The 16,606-nt window shown below is 37.6% G+C and carries 15 protein-coding genes; 10 read left to right on the top strand and 5 right to left on the bottom strand.

Annotation, left to right across the window (positions count from 1 at the left end; all coding sequences use genetic code 11):
• Window positions 1-14 precede the first annotated feature (14 nt).
• The 7 genes from mnmE (at window position 15) to proC (ending at window position 7,575) form a co-directional block, all read left to right on the top strand.
• A complete protein-coding gene (gene mnmE, locus HNP77_RS06980) occupies window positions 15-1,397 on the top strand; it encodes a tRNA uridine-5-carboxymethylaminomethyl(34) synthesis GTPase MnmE (RefSeq protein ID WP_184652460.1) in 1,383 nt (460 codons plus the stop codon).
• Between the two features lie 12 nt (window positions 1,398-1,409).
• The gene (locus HNP77_RS06975) at window positions 1,410-3,422 is read left to right on the top strand and encodes a SpoIIE family protein phosphatase (protein WP_184652459.1); all 2,013 of its coding nucleotides are present in this window, start codon (window positions 1,410-1,412) and stop codon (window positions 3,420-3,422) included.
• A 23-nt stretch (window positions 3,423-3,445) separates the two neighbouring features.
• On the top strand, window positions 3,446-3,931 hold the full coding sequence (nrdG, locus tag HNP77_RS06970; protein ID WP_184652458.1) for an anaerobic ribonucleoside-triphosphate reductase activating protein: 486 nt from the start codon (window positions 3,446-3,448) through the stop codon (window positions 3,929-3,931).
• 96 nt (window positions 3,932-4,027) lie between these two features.
• A complete protein-coding gene (locus HNP77_RS06965; protein WP_184652457.1) occupies window positions 4,028-4,567 on the top strand; it encodes a hypothetical protein in 540 nt (179 codons plus the stop codon).
• A 50-nt stretch (window positions 4,568-4,617) separates the two neighbouring features.
• Window positions 4,618-5,886: a glutamate-5-semialdehyde dehydrogenase gene (locus HNP77_RS06960; RefSeq protein WP_184652456.1), complete on the top strand. Its 1,269-nt coding sequence runs from the start codon at window positions 4,618-4,620 to the stop codon at window positions 5,884-5,886.
• A 31-nt stretch (window positions 5,887-5,917) separates the two neighbouring features.
• Complete coding sequence (gene proB / locus HNP77_RS06955; protein ID WP_184652455.1) at window positions 5,918-6,712, top strand: glutamate 5-kinase; 795 nt, start codon at window positions 5,918-5,920, stop codon at window positions 6,710-6,712.
• Between the two features lie 38 nt (window positions 6,713-6,750).
• The gene (gene proC / locus HNP77_RS06950) at window positions 6,751-7,575 is read left to right on the top strand and encodes a pyrroline-5-carboxylate reductase (RefSeq protein ID WP_184652454.1); all 825 of its coding nucleotides are present in this window, start codon (window positions 6,751-6,753) and stop codon (window positions 7,573-7,575) included.
• A 3-nt stretch (window positions 7,576-7,578) separates the two neighbouring features.
• Here proC and HNP77_RS06945 read toward each other — a convergent pair whose 3' ends face one another.
• Window positions 7,579-8,442 (bottom strand): GNAT family N-acetyltransferase, encoded by an 864-nt coding sequence (locus HNP77_RS06945; protein ID WP_184652453.1) that lies wholly within the window; start codon window positions 8,440-8,442, stop codon window positions 7,579-7,581.
• A 107-nt stretch (window positions 8,443-8,549) separates the two neighbouring features.
• Between HNP77_RS06945 and HNP77_RS06940 the strand changes: the two genes are divergently transcribed.
• From HNP77_RS06940 to HNP77_RS06930, 3 genes are read left to right on the top strand one after another with little or no spacing between them, the layout of a single operon-like run.
• A complete protein-coding gene (locus HNP77_RS06940) occupies window positions 8,550-9,377 on the top strand; it encodes an ATP-binding cassette domain-containing protein (RefSeq protein WP_184652452.1) in 828 nt (275 codons plus the stop codon).
• 14 nt (window positions 9,378-9,391) lie between these two features.
• The gene (locus tag HNP77_RS06935; RefSeq protein ID WP_184652451.1) at window positions 9,392-10,300 is read left to right on the top strand and encodes a M15 family metallopeptidase; all 909 of its coding nucleotides are present in this window, start codon (window positions 9,392-9,394) and stop codon (window positions 10,298-10,300) included.
• On the top strand, window positions 10,297-12,243 hold the full coding sequence (locus HNP77_RS06930; RefSeq protein ID WP_184652450.1) for a peptide ABC transporter substrate-binding protein: 1,947 nt from the start codon (window positions 10,297-10,299) through the stop codon (window positions 12,241-12,243). Before HNP77_RS06935 ends, HNP77_RS06930 begins: the two co-directional genes overlap by 4 nt.
• On the opposite strand, the gene HNP77_RS06925 is transcribed toward HNP77_RS06930, so the two are convergent.
• The 4 genes from HNP77_RS06925 to HNP77_RS06910 all read right to left on the bottom strand — a co-directional run bounded on the left by HNP77_RS06925 (window position 12,240) and on the right by HNP77_RS06910 (window position 16,586).
• Window positions 12,240-13,193: a glycoside hydrolase family 43 protein gene (locus HNP77_RS06925; RefSeq protein WP_184652449.1), complete on the bottom strand. Its 954-nt coding sequence runs from the start codon at window positions 13,191-13,193 to the stop codon at window positions 12,240-12,242. The genes HNP77_RS06930 and HNP77_RS06925 overlap by 4 nt on opposite strands.
• Window positions 13,194-13,290: 97 nt before the next feature.
• Window positions 13,291-15,114 (bottom strand): sensor domain-containing diguanylate cyclase, encoded by a 1,824-nt coding sequence (locus tag HNP77_RS06920; protein WP_184652448.1) that lies wholly within the window; start codon window positions 15,112-15,114, stop codon window positions 13,291-13,293.
• A 169-nt stretch (window positions 15,115-15,283) separates the two neighbouring features.
• Window positions 15,284-15,442, bottom strand: a complete 159-nt coding sequence (locus HNP77_RS06915; RefSeq protein ID WP_221266538.1) for a BrnT family toxin — start codon at window positions 15,440-15,442, stop codon at window positions 15,284-15,286.
• Window positions 15,414-16,586, bottom strand: coding sequence for an NADase-type glycan-binding domain-containing protein (locus HNP77_RS06910; protein WP_184652447.1), 1,173 nt, complete (start codon window positions 16,584-16,586; stop codon window positions 15,414-15,416). Before HNP77_RS06910 ends, HNP77_RS06915 begins: the two co-directional genes overlap by 29 nt.
• Window positions 16,587-16,606 lie beyond the last annotated feature (20 nt).

The following is a 16,606-nucleotide window of genomic DNA, read 5'->3' as shown; positions in this document are numbered from 1 at the left end:
AAGAAGGAACAGAAATGACGAACATAGGATATACACCGGAAGAACCAATCGCAGCCATTGCAACCGCCCTTGCCCCTGGTGCCATCGGAATCGTAAGAGTTTCCGGAAAAAATTCTATTGAACTTGTAAGCAAATTATTTTCCCGCCCGGATGCACTTCTAAACGCAAAAGGCTATTCTCTTGTTTACGGATGGATTACTGCCCCGGAAAAAATAGATGAAGTAATGCTTGGAGTTTACCGTGCCCCAAAAAGTTTTACCGGAGAAGACATGGTAGAAATTTTCTGTCACGGAGGAATCTCTGTCGTTACTACAATACACAAGCTTCTTCTTGCAAACGGATTCCGTCAGGCAGAAAAAGGTGAATTTACTTTCCGCGCCTACATCAATGGAAAAACCGACCTTACAAAAGCTGAAGCCGTAAGAGAAATCATAGACAGTAAAACAGATACTTCCAGAAGCAGAGCTGCAGGAAGACTTGCAGGAAATCTCTTTGACGAAATCGATTCCATAAAGAAAAAAATCGTAGACACCCTTGCAGAAATTGAAGTAGGAATTGAATACCCGGAAGATGAAGAAACAATAGCAGATTCTTTTGACAGCACAGCCCTTCTTGAAGTTAAAGACAGGCTTTCCGATCTTGCTGCTTCCTGGAAAAGCGAAAAACTGTTTCAGGACGGAGCTAGAGTTGTATTATGCGGAAAAACCAATGCCGGAAAATCAAGTCTATTTAATGCCCTGCTTAAAGAAGAAAGAGCAATTGTAAGTGACATCGAAGGAACTACCAGAGACTGGCTTGAAAGCTGGGTAAGTTTTGACGGAATCCCTGCAAGACTTTTTGATACGGCAGGCTTAAGAAAAACTGATGACGTAATAGAAGCAAAAGGCGTAGAAATTACCAGAGACTTAAGCAAAGACGCTGATTTGATTCTGTACCTGATTGATTCAAAGGCAGGACTTGTAAAAGACGACATAGATTTTATTTCTGCTCAGACAAACATTCCTCTTGTCATTGTTGTAAATAAATGTGATGCAGAAGAATCAAAACAGATAGAACTTCCTGAACAGCTGAGTCAGCTTAAGCAGGTAAGGATTTCTGCAAAAAAATCTACAGGCCTTGATAACCTTACTTCAACTGTTAAAGAAATTTTATTTAAAGATAAATCCCTTTCCCGGGAACAGGCCGGACTTGGTTCTGCAAGACAAAAAGCTTCCGTTGAAGAAGCCCTTGAACGCATACAGCATGCAATTCAAATATCTCAGGACAACGAATACGGACTTGATGCTGTCGTTCAGGATCTTGAAGATTCTCTGGACAGTCTTGGAGAAGTTACAGGAGAAATAACTCCTGAAGATGTTCTTGGAAGTATCTTTTCTAATTTCTGCGTAGGAAAATAAGGAAATAAAAAAATGAAAAAAATTTTACTCTTACTTACAGCAGCGCTCATGCTGTTTGCTTCATGTTCAGAAGAAAATCCTGACATGAGAATTGATTTAAGTGACGGATGGGAATACTCTCTTGAAGATCCTGCCTATAGTTTTAATTCCTTCAAACCGGTCACAAAAGAACAGCTTTATAAACTCGAAGACCTTGTGCCTCATAAAATCGGTTTTATCTGGCTCAGGCATTCCTTTACGGTTCCTCCGCTTTTAAAATCAGAAGACCTGGGACTGTATCTGGGACGCATAACCATGGCTGATGAAACAAGAATAAACGGACTGTTCATCGGAACAACAGGTAAATTCCGTCCGGCAGAATTCAGCGCCTGGAATATTCCCCGCTATTATGCAATCTCAAAAAAACTTCTTACTCCGGAAGAAAACTATGTTACGATAAAAATCTGGTCAGACGGAGAAGCCTCTCTTGTCTCAAACCCGTTCATCGGATTACCGGAAGACGCCAGGCTCACTTATGCAAAAGAAAGTTTCTGGAACAGTAAAATCTATCTTATCTTTGCCTTCTTCAGCCTTGTCATAGGAATCTATCACCTTGTAATTTTCCTGAGGCGCAAAGTCGAAAAAGAAAACTTAACCTTCTCAATCATAAATGTAATAAATGCAGTTTACCTTTCAGTAATGTACATTTTTGAAATACCGGATTTTCCGCCGGACACACTTTCTTTTCTGTGGTTCCAGAAAATCATTTCCTGTACACTGCCTTTTGTAATAGTTTTCTTTACGACTACATTCATATTCAACTTTCTCAAAGAAACAGAAAAATTTCAGTTCATGCTGGCACGACTTATTTTTTCTCTGATACCTGTTTCCCTTATTTTTATGTCCGTAGACTACCCTACGCTTCACGAAATGGTTCAGTACACCACCTTCTTCCTGATTCCGCTTATGATTTATCCGCTGGTGGTATTCATCAAAAACTTTAAGAAACATCCTTCCCATGCAGCAGCACTTTTAATCGGTTTCGTTCCGACGGTTGTTCTTGCAGTTTCTGACATAATCCTTCATTACGCCCTTAAACTTAATGAACTGACATACTTTACCCAGTTCGGCTGGATGCTAACGATTATCGTGCTTCTTTATCTTATGGCCGGCCGTTTTGCAAAAGCAAGAAATGAAGCTGAGTATTTAAATAAGAATCTGGAAAAAGAAGTTGCAAACAGAACCGACAGACTTTCTGAATCAATGGCTCTTCTTGAAAAAGAAAAACAGAAGGCTGTTGAAGATTTAAAACTTGCAGAACATGTTCAGCAGACTTTTTATCAGAAAGAACCTCAGGGTCTTACAAACTGGGATGTTGCCCTTTACTTTAAGCCTGTATCAGGAATCTCAAGGGATCTCTATGATTTCTTTATAAAAAACAACACCCTTTACGGTGCCGGTCTTTTTGAAATTTCTGGAAACGGAATTGCCTCAGGGCTTGTAACGATGCTGGCAAAAACAATAATCGACCAGAAATTCAAGGAAGGCTTCGGAAATAAACTTTCTGACGTAATGTCTTCTATAAATACAGCCATTGCCCAGACAAAAGGTAATATTCCGAACTATATTTTAGGTTCACTCTTACGCATAAAAGGTGATATAATCGAATACATAAACGGAGGAAGTTCAAAGCTGTACATGCGCCGGGAATCTACAGGAAAGGTTGCCTCAATTCAGGCTCCTGCAAATGTATCTGACGGTTCAAGCATTCAGCTGGGAATTCCAGGACAGTATCCTGAATTTAAAACCCTTAAGTTTTCTATGCAGAAAGATGACTGTCTGATTTTATACACCAACAGTTTTGCAGAAGCAGAGAATTCATACGGAATGCCATTCGGTTCGGAAAAAATAATCCGCTCTCTGGCATCCTCCGGAAAAGGAAGTGCCCGGGATAAACTTAAAACTATCATGGACACCTTTAATCTTTATACAGAGGGAACAATACAAAAAGATGATCTGACGGTCATCATACTGCAGAAAAAATAAAAAACGTATTCGGGTGGGGAAAATTGAATTACGGGGAAATCAAAACTACTGACATCGCAAACGGAGAAGGAGTGCGCGTAACACTCTTTGTCTCCGGATGCCGCATTCACTGTAAAGGCTGCTTTAATTCTCAGACATGGGATTTTAACTACGGCAAGCCTTTTACTTTTGAAACCGAAGAATTCATTTTAAAAGCCCTTGCCCCGGAATACATAGCAGGCTTTACCGTTTTAGGCGGAGAACCTATGGAACCGGAAAACCAGCGCGTACTTGTAAAACTTTTGCGGCGCATAAAAGAAACCTACCCTTCAAAAACCATCTGGTGCTACTCCGGATATATTTACGATAAAGACCTTCTTCCTGCAAACGGAAAAAAACACTGCGAAGTAACGGACGAGCTTTTGTCTTATATAAATGTTCTTGTAGACGGTCCTTTTATCCTTAAAGAAAAAGATATTTCACTTCAGTTCAGGGGTTCCCGCAATCAAAGAATACTGAAACTTAAATAAGCAGAAATCTGAAAAAAAAGCGGATTCTTAATCAACCGGAATGTAACTTTGCATTACCTTGAATGTTTTAGCGTAAATCTCTAAAATGTTACTATAATGAATAGCGTAAGTATTGTAGATTTTGTTGAAAAAAGAACTGTTGCTGCTTTAGAATCCCTTCTTAAGACCGACAGTCATGAAGAGGCAGTTAAAGCCTCTGTAACACTTGCAGATTTTTTTGGTGCAGGAGATGCATTCAAGAAAATAGCAGACAATGCCGGTGACTCTGAAGAAAAACTTATCAGCAGTTTTCATAACAATCTTGTACTTCTGATTCAGAAAACCTGGGTAGAAAAGAGTGACGAAACTCTTAAAGCACAGGTTCTTTATCAGCTGGAAGAATTCTGCAGCCAGATTACTTCAAAAACATACACACAGGCTTACCCGCAGTTCTTCAGCATACTCAATGATGTTGTTTACCTTATGTTCGGAACACAGACAAGATCTCCTGATTTTGCAGATTACGCACTCCGCATTGACCCCGAATTCGGTATTTTCTGGTGGTATATTCAGAGTCTTCCCAAAGACGCCGCCTGGACAGAAGAAAAAAGCCGCATCGCAATTCTTTTAGGAATGTACTTCCTTGCAAATTACTAAAAATATTGTGGTGGTTGTAAGAGCAGCCACCATTTTTTTTGGAGATAAAAATGAATTTTGAAAACACATATAAAACCTTGAGAAGTGCCAGTGAAAAACTTGCACAGCAGAACGCCCTTCAGAAAAACGCAGCCCTCTTAAAAGTTGCAGAAGCCCTTGATGAACAGAGAGAAAAAATTCTTTCTGCAAACAAAACTGATGTAGAAAACGCAAGGGCAAAAGGAACCAGCGAATCTTTAATCGACCGCCTTACCCTTACAGACAGCCGCATTGACGGAATCATAGACAGCCTTAAAATAGTAATTTCACAGACAGATCCTGTGGGAGAAGAAACTGCCGGGTGGAAAACACCAAACGGACTTACCATCAGGCAGGTAAGAGTTCCCCTTGGTGTAGTTGCAATTATTTACGAAAGCCGCCCGAACGTTACTGTTGATGCTTTCAGTCTTGCATACAAAAGTTCCAATGCAATTTTACTCAGAGGATCTTCTTCGGCATACAATTCAAACAGGGCAATTGTTGAAGTTATAAAATCTGCCCTCAATTCTGTTGAAGGCGGAATAGCAGACGCAATTGAACTGGTAGAAACCGACGGCTCTTCCCATGATGATGTTCAGCAGATTCTTACAGCTGTTGGAAAGATTGATGTTGTTCTTCCGAGAGGCGGAAAAAAACTCATCCAGAATGTTGTTTCAAATGCAAAAGTTCCGGTTATAGAAACAGGAAGCGGTGTATGCCATCTTTTTATTGATGAATCCGCAGATCTTCAGAAAGCTGCTGTTATCGCAGAAAATGCTAAAATCCAAAGACCGAGCGTATGCAATGCAATTGAATGTATTGTCGTACACGAAAAAATTGCTGAAAAATTCCTTCCGATGCTGAAAGAAAAATTCAACAATCGGGTAAAGCTTCATGCAGATGAAGAATCTTATAAAATTCTTACAGCAGCCTCTTCTGACAATTCCTGTGTATTAAAAGCTGTAGAAGAAGACTTCGGCAACGAATACCTTGATTACGAATGCTGTATAAAAACCGTTGCTTCTCTTGATGAAGCAATTACCTACATCAATTCCCACAATACAAAACACAGCGAAAGCATCATTACGGAAAGCCGTGCAAACGCCCGCGAATTCCAGAGCAGAATCGATGCTTCCTGCGTTTACGTAAATGCTTCTACCCGTTTTACGGACGGCGGAGAATTCGGTTTTGGTGCAGAGCTGGGAATAAGTACGCAGAAACTTCATGCCCGCGGACCTATGGGAATCAAAGCTTTAACTACGACAAAATATCTTATAGACGGTGACGGACAGATCCGCTGATTTTAACCAGAGATTTTTTAAGGAAGACAAAATGACTATACAGGAAACAATTCATTCGGCAAGAAAAATTGTCATAAAAATCGGAAGCAACACTCTTGCAAGAGCAGACGGTACGCAAAATACAGAATTCATGCAGAACTTTGCAAGACAGTGTAAGGCCTTGATTGATCAGGGCAAACAGCTGGTTGTAGTAAGTTCCGGCGCCCAGGTAAGCGGGGTTTCTACACTTAAAGAATGGGCACGCAAAAAAGACGTTCACTTCAGGCAGGCTCTCTGTGCAATCGGCCAGGTTGAACTTATGGCACAGTGGCGCAAGGCTTTTGCAGAACACGGAATTCACATAGGTCAGCTGCTGTTTACAAAAGAAGATTTCGAAAACAACCATCGTTCACTTAACATACGCAACACATTATTTACTCTTGCAGATGAAGGTGTTGTTCCGATTATAAATGAAAACGACTCCGTAAGTACTGATGAATTTGCTATCGGAGACAACGACAATCTTTCTGCCCTTACTGCAATTCTCTGGAGTGCAGACCTTCTGATTCTGTTCAGTGATATCGACGGAATTTTTACAGACAATCCTAAAACAAATAAAGAAGCAAAACTTATAGAAGAAGTTATTTCAATTCCTGAATTAAGAAAATCGATTACAATCGGCGGAACAAATGCTTTTGGTACAGGCGGAATTGAAACAAAAATTCAGGCAGCAGAAAAATCTACGCTTTACGGAATTCCTATGGTACTTGCAAACGGCGGCAAAGAAAACATTCTTGTTAATCTTGCAGACGGAACTTCAAAAGGAACTCTTTTTGTTGCTGAATGATTATAAAAAAAGTAATTGAACAAGGAGTAACATAAACTATGAAAACTTTAGGCTTTATCGGAATGGGAAACATGGCGCAGGCGCTGTGTACTGGATTTACGGCAAGTAAAAAAATTTCAGCTTCAGACATATATGCCTATGCACCAAATCAGGAAAAACTGAACCAGAATGCAAAAAAAATCGGATTCATTCCATGCAAATCATTAAAGGAAGTTGTTTCAAAGTCTGATACCATAATAATGGCATGCAAGCCTTACCAGATTGAAGAAATTCTTTCTGAAATAAAAAATGATCTTTCAGGCAAAGCACTTATTTCTATTGCTCTGGGCTGGAATTATGAAAAATACGCACAGCATGTAAACGTAAACCGTCCGGCAAACAGTGACTACAACCATACCGATATAGAAAATGTCCGCGTACAGTTTGTAATGCCAAACACACCGGCTATGGTAAATGAAGGTGTATTCCTTTTTGAAAAATCAAATTCCCTTAAAGAGGATGAACGCAAAGAAATTAAAGAGCTGTTTGCCTGTCTTGGAACTGTAGAAGAACTTCCTGACAACCTTATGGGAATCGGAGGAGCTGTAACAGGATGCGGTCCGGCTTTTGTTGATTTATTCCTTGAAGCATATGCAGACGCTGCCGTTAAATACGGAATCCCAAGAACAACAGCATACAAACTTGTAAGCCAGACAGTTTTAGGTTCTGCAAAACTTCAGCTTGCAACAGGAACTCATCCGGCTGTCCTTAAAGACAATGTATGCTCTCCAGCAGGTTCTACCATAAGGGGAGTCACGGCTCTTGAAGAACAGGGATTGCGCAATGCCTGCATAAAATCCATCGACGCTATAATGAACAAATAGTTTTTATCTGTAGTATACCATCCGGTATTCTGCAGTCTGATTAAAACCGGCCTTTGTATAAGAACGGAGTGCTCCTGCATTTTCTTTTCTTACATAGAGGACGGTTTTTTTATTTTCTGAAGCAGCAGTATCAGCTATCATCTTTACAAGCTGACAGGCATAACCCCTGCCGCGATATTCCTTTAAAGTATATACACCGCCAATCTGAAAATAATTTTTTGTACGGGCATTGGTCTGGGCACGACTGACAAGACAATTGTTTTTATCAACTGCAAACACAATCTGCTTTTTTAAAGTACTGTCCAGCGCAAAACGTTCTGCTGCAAGATTAACTTCTTTTTTCCAGAAAGGATAAACTTCTTCACAAGAAAAATTAACCTGCAGCGGCATAAGCTTCTCTGCATCTTCTCCGGAACATCTTTTTATTTTTTCATCCTGCTCTTTTAATTCAACAGCAGCAGGAACACTACCATTATATTCCATTAAAAACATTTCGCGGATTTCTGCAGGAAGAAGGTTTTTATATTCATAAAGAATCTGCTCGATTTTTTTTACCCCTTCTGATTCACCGATAATACTGAACACTTCATGAGTTCTGAAAAATTCCCGGAGAAGTTTTTTTATTTTAGAATTATAATCCGGAATACAGGAAGTAAAACTTCTTCCCCTGTTAAAAGAAAAAACACCTGCTACCTGTGGAAGCCCGAGAGGACCGTCTTTTTTTAAAATAACATAAACCGAACTGTCTTTCTGCAAAACCCGTTCCATGAGGGCACAGTATTTTTTTTCATACTCAGAAAGAAATTCTTCTGCGGAATCAAACAGTTCAGGACACTGCTCGGCGCATTTATAAAACCAGGTTGTCATACCTTCAATATATCACTTAGTAATATCCGGTGTGAAGTTAAAACCTGCAGCAGATGCAAGTCAGATGGCATATTTAAAAAATTCCATAATTACATTATTCTTATGGAATGAGTTTAATAAAATTTAATGACGTTTCCTTTTCTTATACTGATGAAGAAAATACAAATATTGTATTTGACCATTTTACAGCTGAACTCCCGGAAGGATTTGTAAGTCTTACAGGACCAAACGGTTCCGGAAAATCAACTTTCCTTCTACTTGCCAGCGGACGAATCACACCGCAGAACGGCACTGTTTATTTAAACGGCAAAGACATAGCTTCTCTTGATGAAGAAGAAAAAAATCTTGAAGCATCCGTTATATATCAGAACATGGAATTTGAAAGCGAAGAAAAAGTTTCAGAGCTTCTTAAAACAGTTTATCAGAACGGAAATTATAAAGGTAAGCATGCGGGAATAAAAAATGAAGCTGCAGATATTTACGATGAAGTTATTTCTGTTTTTGAATTAAATGCAGTTCTTGAACATGGACTTAAAGAAATAAGCAAGGGAGAAATTCAGCGCACCCTTCTTGCATTCAGCATTCTTTATGGAAGCAGATCCATATTTATGGATGAACCTCTTTTTGCAATGGAACAGTACCAGAAAGAAAATGCCCTTGAATACCTGAACCTCTACAGCAGAAAAACAAACACAAGCATTTACATCTCAATGCACGAACTTGACCTTACAAAAAAATATGCACCCACAGTCATGCTGTTTTATCCTAACAGGGATATTTCTTTAGGAACACCGGAAGAAGTTCTTACTGACGCCGATCTTGAAAAAGCCTATGGAATTCCTGCAAGCCTTCTTAAAAATAAAGAAAGCATGACAAGAGAAAACCTTATACAGACAGCTGACGCTGTATTAAAAGTTCAGCAGAATTCAAAATAGGAAAAAAACAACAGATGAAAAAAATCTTCCCGATATTAGTAATAGTTTTTACTTCATGCTGTACCTGCAATAAAAATCAAAATAAACCAGTTGAAGTTGAAGCGCAGGAAAAAATACCAGAAGAAATATCTGTTTTTGAAAATGCCTATCCCGATATAACATTTAAAACAACCTATGTCGAAAGTCTCGATGATTACAAAATAGAAATGACGGTTCCCGGTAAAGAAGAAAAAGAAACTCTTTACTGGTGTGAAGGTCGGCTTTTACCAGAAGACGAACTTAAAAACAAAGACATGTACTGGACGGTTCTTTATCATTACCCGAAAGAAATTCTTGATCCTGGCCAGATGACGGAAGAACAGAAGGAACAGTTAAAAACAATGTCCAGTTCTCAAAGCAGAAGAAAAGGTCCCGGTTCTCCCATGTTCTTTTTTGATGCTATCTATAACGCAAAAACACAAAAAACAATTGAACCGAACATAGAAGCGGCTGTTTTTTTGGGACGTAAAACCCGTATTCATAAAAGAATAAAAACACCGCTTAAAAATGTAGAAACAAAAATTCTTGAATTAAGTAAAACTGATGATGAAGTAAAAAAATTTGTAGACGGATTAAAATCCTCAGATGCCTACTACTGGCGGCTTATTGACGGTACAAACAGAAAATCCTTTCACTCTCTGGGAATTGCAATCGATGTAATACCAAAAAGAATTACAGGAGAAATTTTCTGGAGCTGGGCAAAGGACCACAATCCTTCCGGCTGGATGGTTTTACCTCTTTCAAAACGCTGGCTTCCGCCTTTAAAAGTCATTTCTATTTTTGAGAGCGAAGGTTTTATCTGGGGCGGCAAATGGGCTATCTGGGACAACATGCATTTTGAATATCACCCTGAACTTATTTTACATAATGGAATAAACGAATGAAAAAATTACTTTTATTAAGTGCAGCAGTTTTTTATCTTTTTACAGCCTGTTCTGATTCTGAAGAGGGAAAAGGTGAATACACCTACAGAACAACTTCTACCTGTCCTTCAACCTGGAATCCTGCAGAATACCAGCTTGGAAGTGAAGCTACAGTTATTTCTTTAACAAGTACAGGGCTTTACGATTTTATAATGAATGAAAAAAAAGACAATTACAAAGTCATCTGCGAACTTGCGTCTCAATTTCCCCAGGATGTTACTGAAAACTATTCCGGAAAATATAACATTCCGGAAAATTCAAAAACAGGATATGCCTGGAAATTTGATCTAATACACAATGCGACCTGGGATGATAAAACACCTATAAATGCCTCTACCTTTGAATACTCTCTTGCCCAGCTGTTAAATCCGAAAATGAAAAACTACAGGGCTTCTTCATGGTACAGCGGACTTACTGCCTTAGTGAATGCTCAAAAATATTATGAAGGTTCCGCTGACTGGAACAGTGTAGGCTTTATAAAAAATAATGATTATTCCTTTACATTAATTTTTACGAAACAGCTTTCCCTCTTTCAGGTTGAATATGGAATTACAGCCCTGATTCTTCTTAAAGAAGATATTTTTGAAGCAAACAAAAAACAAACCGGCGACATTATAAAAACTTCTTACGGCACAACAGCTGACACTTCTGCATCTTACGGACCATACAAAGTAAAAACTTTTCAGCAGGACAAAGAAATGCTTCTGGTAAAAAACCCTGAATGGTTCGGGTGGACAGACGGGCTTCATGAAGACCAGTATCAGACAACAGCCGTCAGCATTCAGTATATAACGGAACATACAACAATACTTAATCTGTTCCTTCAGGGAAAACTTGATGACACAGGCCTTACCCCAAATGAACTTAAAATCTACGGCAACAGCATCTTCAGAAAAACTTCACCCCAGTCTTTTACCTGGAAGTACAGCTTTAACATCGACAGAGAAAAACTAAAAAGCAGAAGCACAGGTTCAGAAAATCACATCATGCTTTCTTACATAGATTTCAGGCATGCAGTTTCCCTTTCACTAAACCGGCAGGAAATCGTTGATACAGTATCTCCTTCTTCAGATCCGGCCTTCGGTCTTTTAAATTATCTGTATATTTCTAATCCTGAAACAAACGAAACTTACCGCAATAATCCATATGTTTCAAAAACCCTTTGCAGTTTTTACGGCGTCTCTTCTCCAGAAGAAATTACAGGCTACAATAAAACCCTTGCAAAAAAATACTTTCAAAAATCTTATGATGAAGCCTTAAAGGCAGGCGACATTACTTCTTCTGACAAGTTCTATATAAACCTGCATACTTACAACACCAGCGAAACAAACATGCGCCTTGTAACAACTCTTCAGGATGCAGTGAATGAATCAACAGCAGGAACTTCTTTTGAAAACAGAATAATAATTAATCAGGTAACAGATGATAATTATTACGTAAACATGAAAAACGGAAACGTAGACTGTGCAGTTACAACCTGGGGAGGTGCCTCCTACGATCCCTTCGGAATAACTGAATGCTACTGTACGATGGAACTTTTAAATGAATACGGATTTAATCCGGAACAGGAAAAGCTAACTATAAACATAAACGGAAATCCGATAACAAAAACATATTTTCAGTGGCATGTTGCCCTCAACGACGAAGAATATTCTTCCATAGAAAACAGTCAGAGAGTTGCCATCCTGGCAGAAATAGAAAAAGGCCTTCTGTCTTATTACAACATGCTCCCTCTCTGGTATTCCAATACTTCAATCCTTCTGTCACAGAGAATGATAGAAGGAAGCGAGCATTACATTAATACTCTTGTTGAATTTGGCGGAATACGTTTCAGAAAGTGGAGCATGGATGACCATGACTGGGATGCCTGGTGCAGAAAAAACAACAACAGGCTCCGATACTAAATATGATCCTTATAACGCTCTGCAGTAATAATTCCGTCTGAAACATTAAGCTTACAGATGCGTGCATTACGGGCGTCAAAAACATCTGCTCCAAGACCGTCATTGTAATCACGGGCATGGTAAACTGCATACCACTGTCCGTTTTCTTTTATCATGGAATGATGTCCGGTTCCCTCTTCAAATTCATTTGCCTTGAGAACAGGATACCAGGTATCAGGATCCGGATATTTTTCAAACTTAATTTTACGTAAATCAGTTTCATCAGTTTTTGCGCGGGCATATCCGATGTAATAAGTAGGCTGTTCAAAACAGTTGCCGGAATACATAACGTACTGCCAGTCTCCTTCCTTAAAATAAAAAGCACCTTCTATCGTATGCCAGTGCTGACCTTTCTTAAAGCGATCCTTCTGATAAATCTCTTCATCAAGAGTTGCTTCTACAACTTTAACCGGATTGCCTTCAGCATGATAAGGATCAACAAGTTTATCTACTACAATGTAAGTTCCGACGCGCTCACCTTCGTATTTGTTTGTAGAATAAAAAATAAAAAGTCCAGCATCTGTTTTTACTACATGGGAATCAATGGAGAAAGGTTCCATAAGTTTCTGAATATTTGTAAAAGGACCAAGAGGATTATCTGCACAGGAAACATGCATGCAGCCTTTATGTCCTCCCTGATCAGGAACAGCTTCATCAATTTCTATTGAATTGTACATATAGAATTTTCCATCAAGTTCTATGACACTTGGTGCCCAGAAAGCACTTCTTCCCGGAACAGTCATAACCCTTCCGTAATACGACCATCCTGTTAAAAGACTGTCACTCTGATAAGCATAGATTCCGTCGTGTCCGGTAACATAAATATAATAACGACCGCCGGATTTTAAAATAAACGGATCTGCCTGACCAATATAATGATCTGAATTTTTTTCAATTTCCAATAAATGCATTATGTTCCCCTTAATTATAATAATATCGAATACAAGCACTAAAAGATTTTCGTGTCAACAGGGGGAATGACACCGCTGTCATAAAAATGAATACTGTTTATACAAATGTAAAGGAATTTCCCGGAATTTTTTTACTCTGATAAGTTCCTGAATCTGCAAGACGGTAAAGTTTTTCGTAAGAAATCTCTGAACCTTCTTTATAAAAAGAAACCCCCATACTGATGTTTACTTTAAGTTCCGGCTGCCCGGCAATTTTTATATTTTCTACATTTTCAAAAAATTTCCGGATCTTTTTTTCTGCCTGAGTACGTCCCTGAATTCCCTGAATATATACAACAAATTCATCACCACCAAGACGCATCATTATATCATCATCTCTAAAACTTTCTCTCATTGCACCTGCAAGAGAAATAATAACTTCATCACCAATTACATGGCCGTACATATCATTAAACCGCTTAAACTGGTCAATGTCAAAAAGACAGAACATTCCGTATTTTTTATTTTCTATCATGTCCTTTATTTTTAAAAGCCCGCTGACATGATTTAAAAGACCTGTCATTAAATCGCTTTCTGAAAGTTTTAACAAAGTATGTTCACGATTTTTTTCTTTATCAATACTGTCAACTGCAAAAATACAGCTGTCTTCATCAAGACGTATGATCCATACTTTACACCAGCCTATAACTTTTGCAAGAATTTCTTCACTTATGATTCTGGCTTTTTTTGTTCTGTCTTTTAATGTGCGCAGTTCCGTAAAATTCATAAACTGTGCAACACTGGAACCTTCAATATAGTGTTCACAGACTTCATGTATTGCATCAGAATATCTCGTTATAGAACCGATGAATCTGGTAATCCGCGGATCAGTCTTTACAGGAGTAAAAGTATTTTCTTTTATATTTATTATGTAACTGATTAAAAATAAATCTGCCAGTGCAGAAAAACGCTTCTCCGTTACATCAATGGAAATTCTCTTTTTTTCATTAAGGCGGGCAAAGAAAAATATCAGTCCGAATATAAATGTAAAGGCAATGATGCAGCTTATATAAACCTGAATGAGTTCCCTGTAAAATGAATGGCTGTCATAAATCGTAATTGCATACCAATCAAAAGAAATTTCTTTTGCAAACATGAAGTAAACGTTTCCGTTCAGCCGGAACTTTTCTATTTTTTCTTTATTAAGGATAAGTCTGTTTGTATTTTTATCATAATATTTTTTAAATATAGAAGAGTTTGTTACACCATCCTTAAAAACTTTCTGAACGTCTTTAGCTGCAACGACAACTCCCTGATCGGTTATTACAAAAGTTGAATACTCTGTGGAACTTCCAAGCATGTCCAGAAAAACATCCATTTCTCCAATTGCAAAATCCAGTGCTATTACACTTGTTTTATCTGATAAAAGCTTACTTATCGTAAGCTGCATTTCTTTTGTTTCGTAATCAATATAGGGTCCGCAGATAACTACTTTACCGTCTGCATTCTTTGCCTTTAAATACCATTCACGCTCTTTTGGTTTATATTCAGGATTTTCAGAAATTTTAAAGTCATAAAGCTCAGGATAATAATCTTCAAAAACGCCGTAGACTTCTCCATCCAGATTCTTTCCGAGAATATGATTAAAAACAGCTGTAGAATCTAAAAGATATTTATCAAGAACGTCTTTATAGTCAGCATTTTCTTTCATGATTCTTTCTGTACCCAGACCTGTAAATTCAACAAAATCAACAAGATGGTTCAAAAGGTTATCAACATTTGTTCCCAGTTCTGAATTGATATGCGTACCTAATTTGAAAAGCTTGCTTTGAGAGAAATGATTAAAGCGGTAAAAAATATAAAATCCATCCAGAAGAAAAACCAGCAGCGACGAACACAACGTAACGAAAAAATACCGGCTAAACGACTTCCCCTTCCTCATGCCTTCTATTTTAACCGCTTTTTCTGAAAATTTGAAATAAAAATTTCATGTATTTCGTAAAATATTTGAATTTAAGAATTGCGATTCAGACTTTGCTTTTTATCTACAAATAAGACTGCGGAATCCAAAGCTTCCTTAACTGATTTTTCCGGATCACTGTAAATGTTCTTCATAACGTTTCTTTCCTTGACGCCACCTCTAAAATAATACGTTTTTCATTTGAAAAAGCATCTTGTGCTTTTTCAAATGAAACCTTATGTTTCGCAATATTTTCAGAGTTTTTATTTTCATCCCATACTTTAAGGTCTATAATCCGGATTCTCTTCAAAAGTCCATCTGCGAACTGGGAGAATACAGTTTATACACAAATCTGAATATTTTTCTCCTTCATAAACTGAAAGAATCTTTATTTTAAGTTTATGTGAATTTACATTAACAAGTGGCACCAACTGCAGGAAACCTGTATCAGCAAGAGTTACTCTCTGCTTCATTCCACTTTCTACACATTCAATCTCTATTTCTTTTGCACGACTGTTTTGAAGATATAATTCTTTTCGATCGCTACGGTAATAACCATTCCCTATGTACAGCGCGTCTATTATAGAATCTTCACTTTCTATTAGTATCTCTTCTTCTGTATATGGCAAAGTCGGACACCAGGCATAATCATTAAACTTTTCCATATTTTGTGCCTTGTATTCTCTGTTTTTTTCGATTAAATAGGACTTTGCCTGATACTTTATATTTTCTATAAACTTAATAGAACGGTCATAATAGTTCTTAAGAGTTTTTTCCTCTGGAATATTTTGAAAGCAATAATCATTCTTTATTTTATAATCAATATAAATATTTCCGTTTCTTAGTAATACGCACGGATAAAGATATGCAACCTCTGCTCCAGAAAATGGATTATACTTATGGAAGCTTTTTACTTCCATATCCTGGGGTAATGAATTGTTAAAAAAATAATTAATTAAAAAATTATAATTAATCTTGAACTTATATGGAGCCTCATTTAAAAAATCCTCAAAAATAAAACTCACATAACCCAAACATTTTTCTTCAACAACCATTTTCTTAAAATCAAATGTATACAAAAATACTTTATTACCTCCTCCATTAAAAACTATAAAAACTCCGTTCTCATTTTTTTTCGCAACAAAATAAGAATCATAAACCTGGTAAATATCTGCAAAAACTGATGAAGTTATATCATACGAAAGCTGTTTTTCTTTATCCATAACTGTCAGAATACAACTCTGATTTTCTATAACCTTAAGACTGCAAGTCTCTGGATCTACCAGATAATAATATCGATTCTCGTCAACGATTGATTCATGCATATTAAATAAATGCCACAGTGAACAATCAATCGTATATTCTTTGTCAGGAATTTGTTCTGCGTGAATACTTACTGTTAAGCAAATCAGTACTAATATTACTGAGAGAAGTTTGTTTCTTGTTGATACCATATTTTTCTCCTTACTTCGTA

The sequence above is a fragment of the Treponema rectale genome (assembly GCF_014202035.1).
In the GTDB taxonomy this organism is placed as follows: domain Bacteria; phylum Spirochaetota; class Spirochaetia; order Treponematales; family Treponemataceae; genus Treponema_D; species Treponema_D rectale.
This window is presented reverse-complemented; position numbering and strand designations above follow the sequence as displayed.

Bases quoted from the DNA above. Each gene is read 5' to 3' on its own strand.
- HNP77_RS06940 (WP_184652452.1), top strand. From the start codon at position 8,550: ATGAGTTTAATAAAATTTAATGACGTTTCCTTTTCTTATACTGATGAA.
- HNP77_RS06920 (WP_184652448.1), bottom strand. From the start codon at position 15,114: ATGAGGAAGGGGAAGTCGTTTAGCCGGTATTTTTTCGTTACGTTGTGT.
- HNP77_RS06910 (WP_184652447.1), bottom strand. From the start codon at position 16,586: ATGGTATCAACAAGAAACAAACTTCTCTCAGTAATATTAGTACTGATT.
- HNP77_RS06965 (WP_184652457.1), top strand. From the start codon at position 4,028: ATGAATAGCGTAAGTATTGTAGATTTTGTTGAAAAAAGAACTGTTGCT.
- proB (WP_184652455.1), top strand. From the start codon at position 5,918: ATGACTATACAGGAAACAATTCATTCGGCAAGAAAAATTGTCATAAAA.
- HNP77_RS06925 (WP_184652449.1), bottom strand. From the start codon at position 13,193: ATGCATTTATTGGAAATTGAAAAAAATTCAGATCATTATATTGGTCAG.
- HNP77_RS06930 (WP_184652450.1), top strand. From the start codon at position 10,297: ATGAAAAAATTACTTTTATTAAGTGCAGCAGTTTTTTATCTTTTTACA.
- proC (WP_184652454.1), top strand. From the start codon at position 6,751: ATGAAAACTTTAGGCTTTATCGGAATGGGAAACATGGCGCAGGCGCTG.
- mnmE (WP_184652460.1), top strand. From the start codon at position 15: ATGACGAACATAGGATATACACCGGAAGAACCAATCGCAGCCATTGCA.
- HNP77_RS06960 (WP_184652456.1), top strand. From the start codon at position 4,618: ATGAATTTTGAAAACACATATAAAACCTTGAGAAGTGCCAGTGAAAAA.
- HNP77_RS06945 (WP_184652453.1), bottom strand. From the start codon at position 8,442: ATGACAACCTGGTTTTATAAATGCGCCGAGCAGTGTCCTGAACTGTTT.
- HNP77_RS06975 (WP_184652459.1), top strand. From the start codon at position 1,410: ATGAAAAAAATTTTACTCTTACTTACAGCAGCGCTCATGCTGTTTGCT.
- HNP77_RS06935 (WP_184652451.1), top strand. From the start codon at position 9,392: ATGAAAAAAATCTTCCCGATATTAGTAATAGTTTTTACTTCATGCTGT.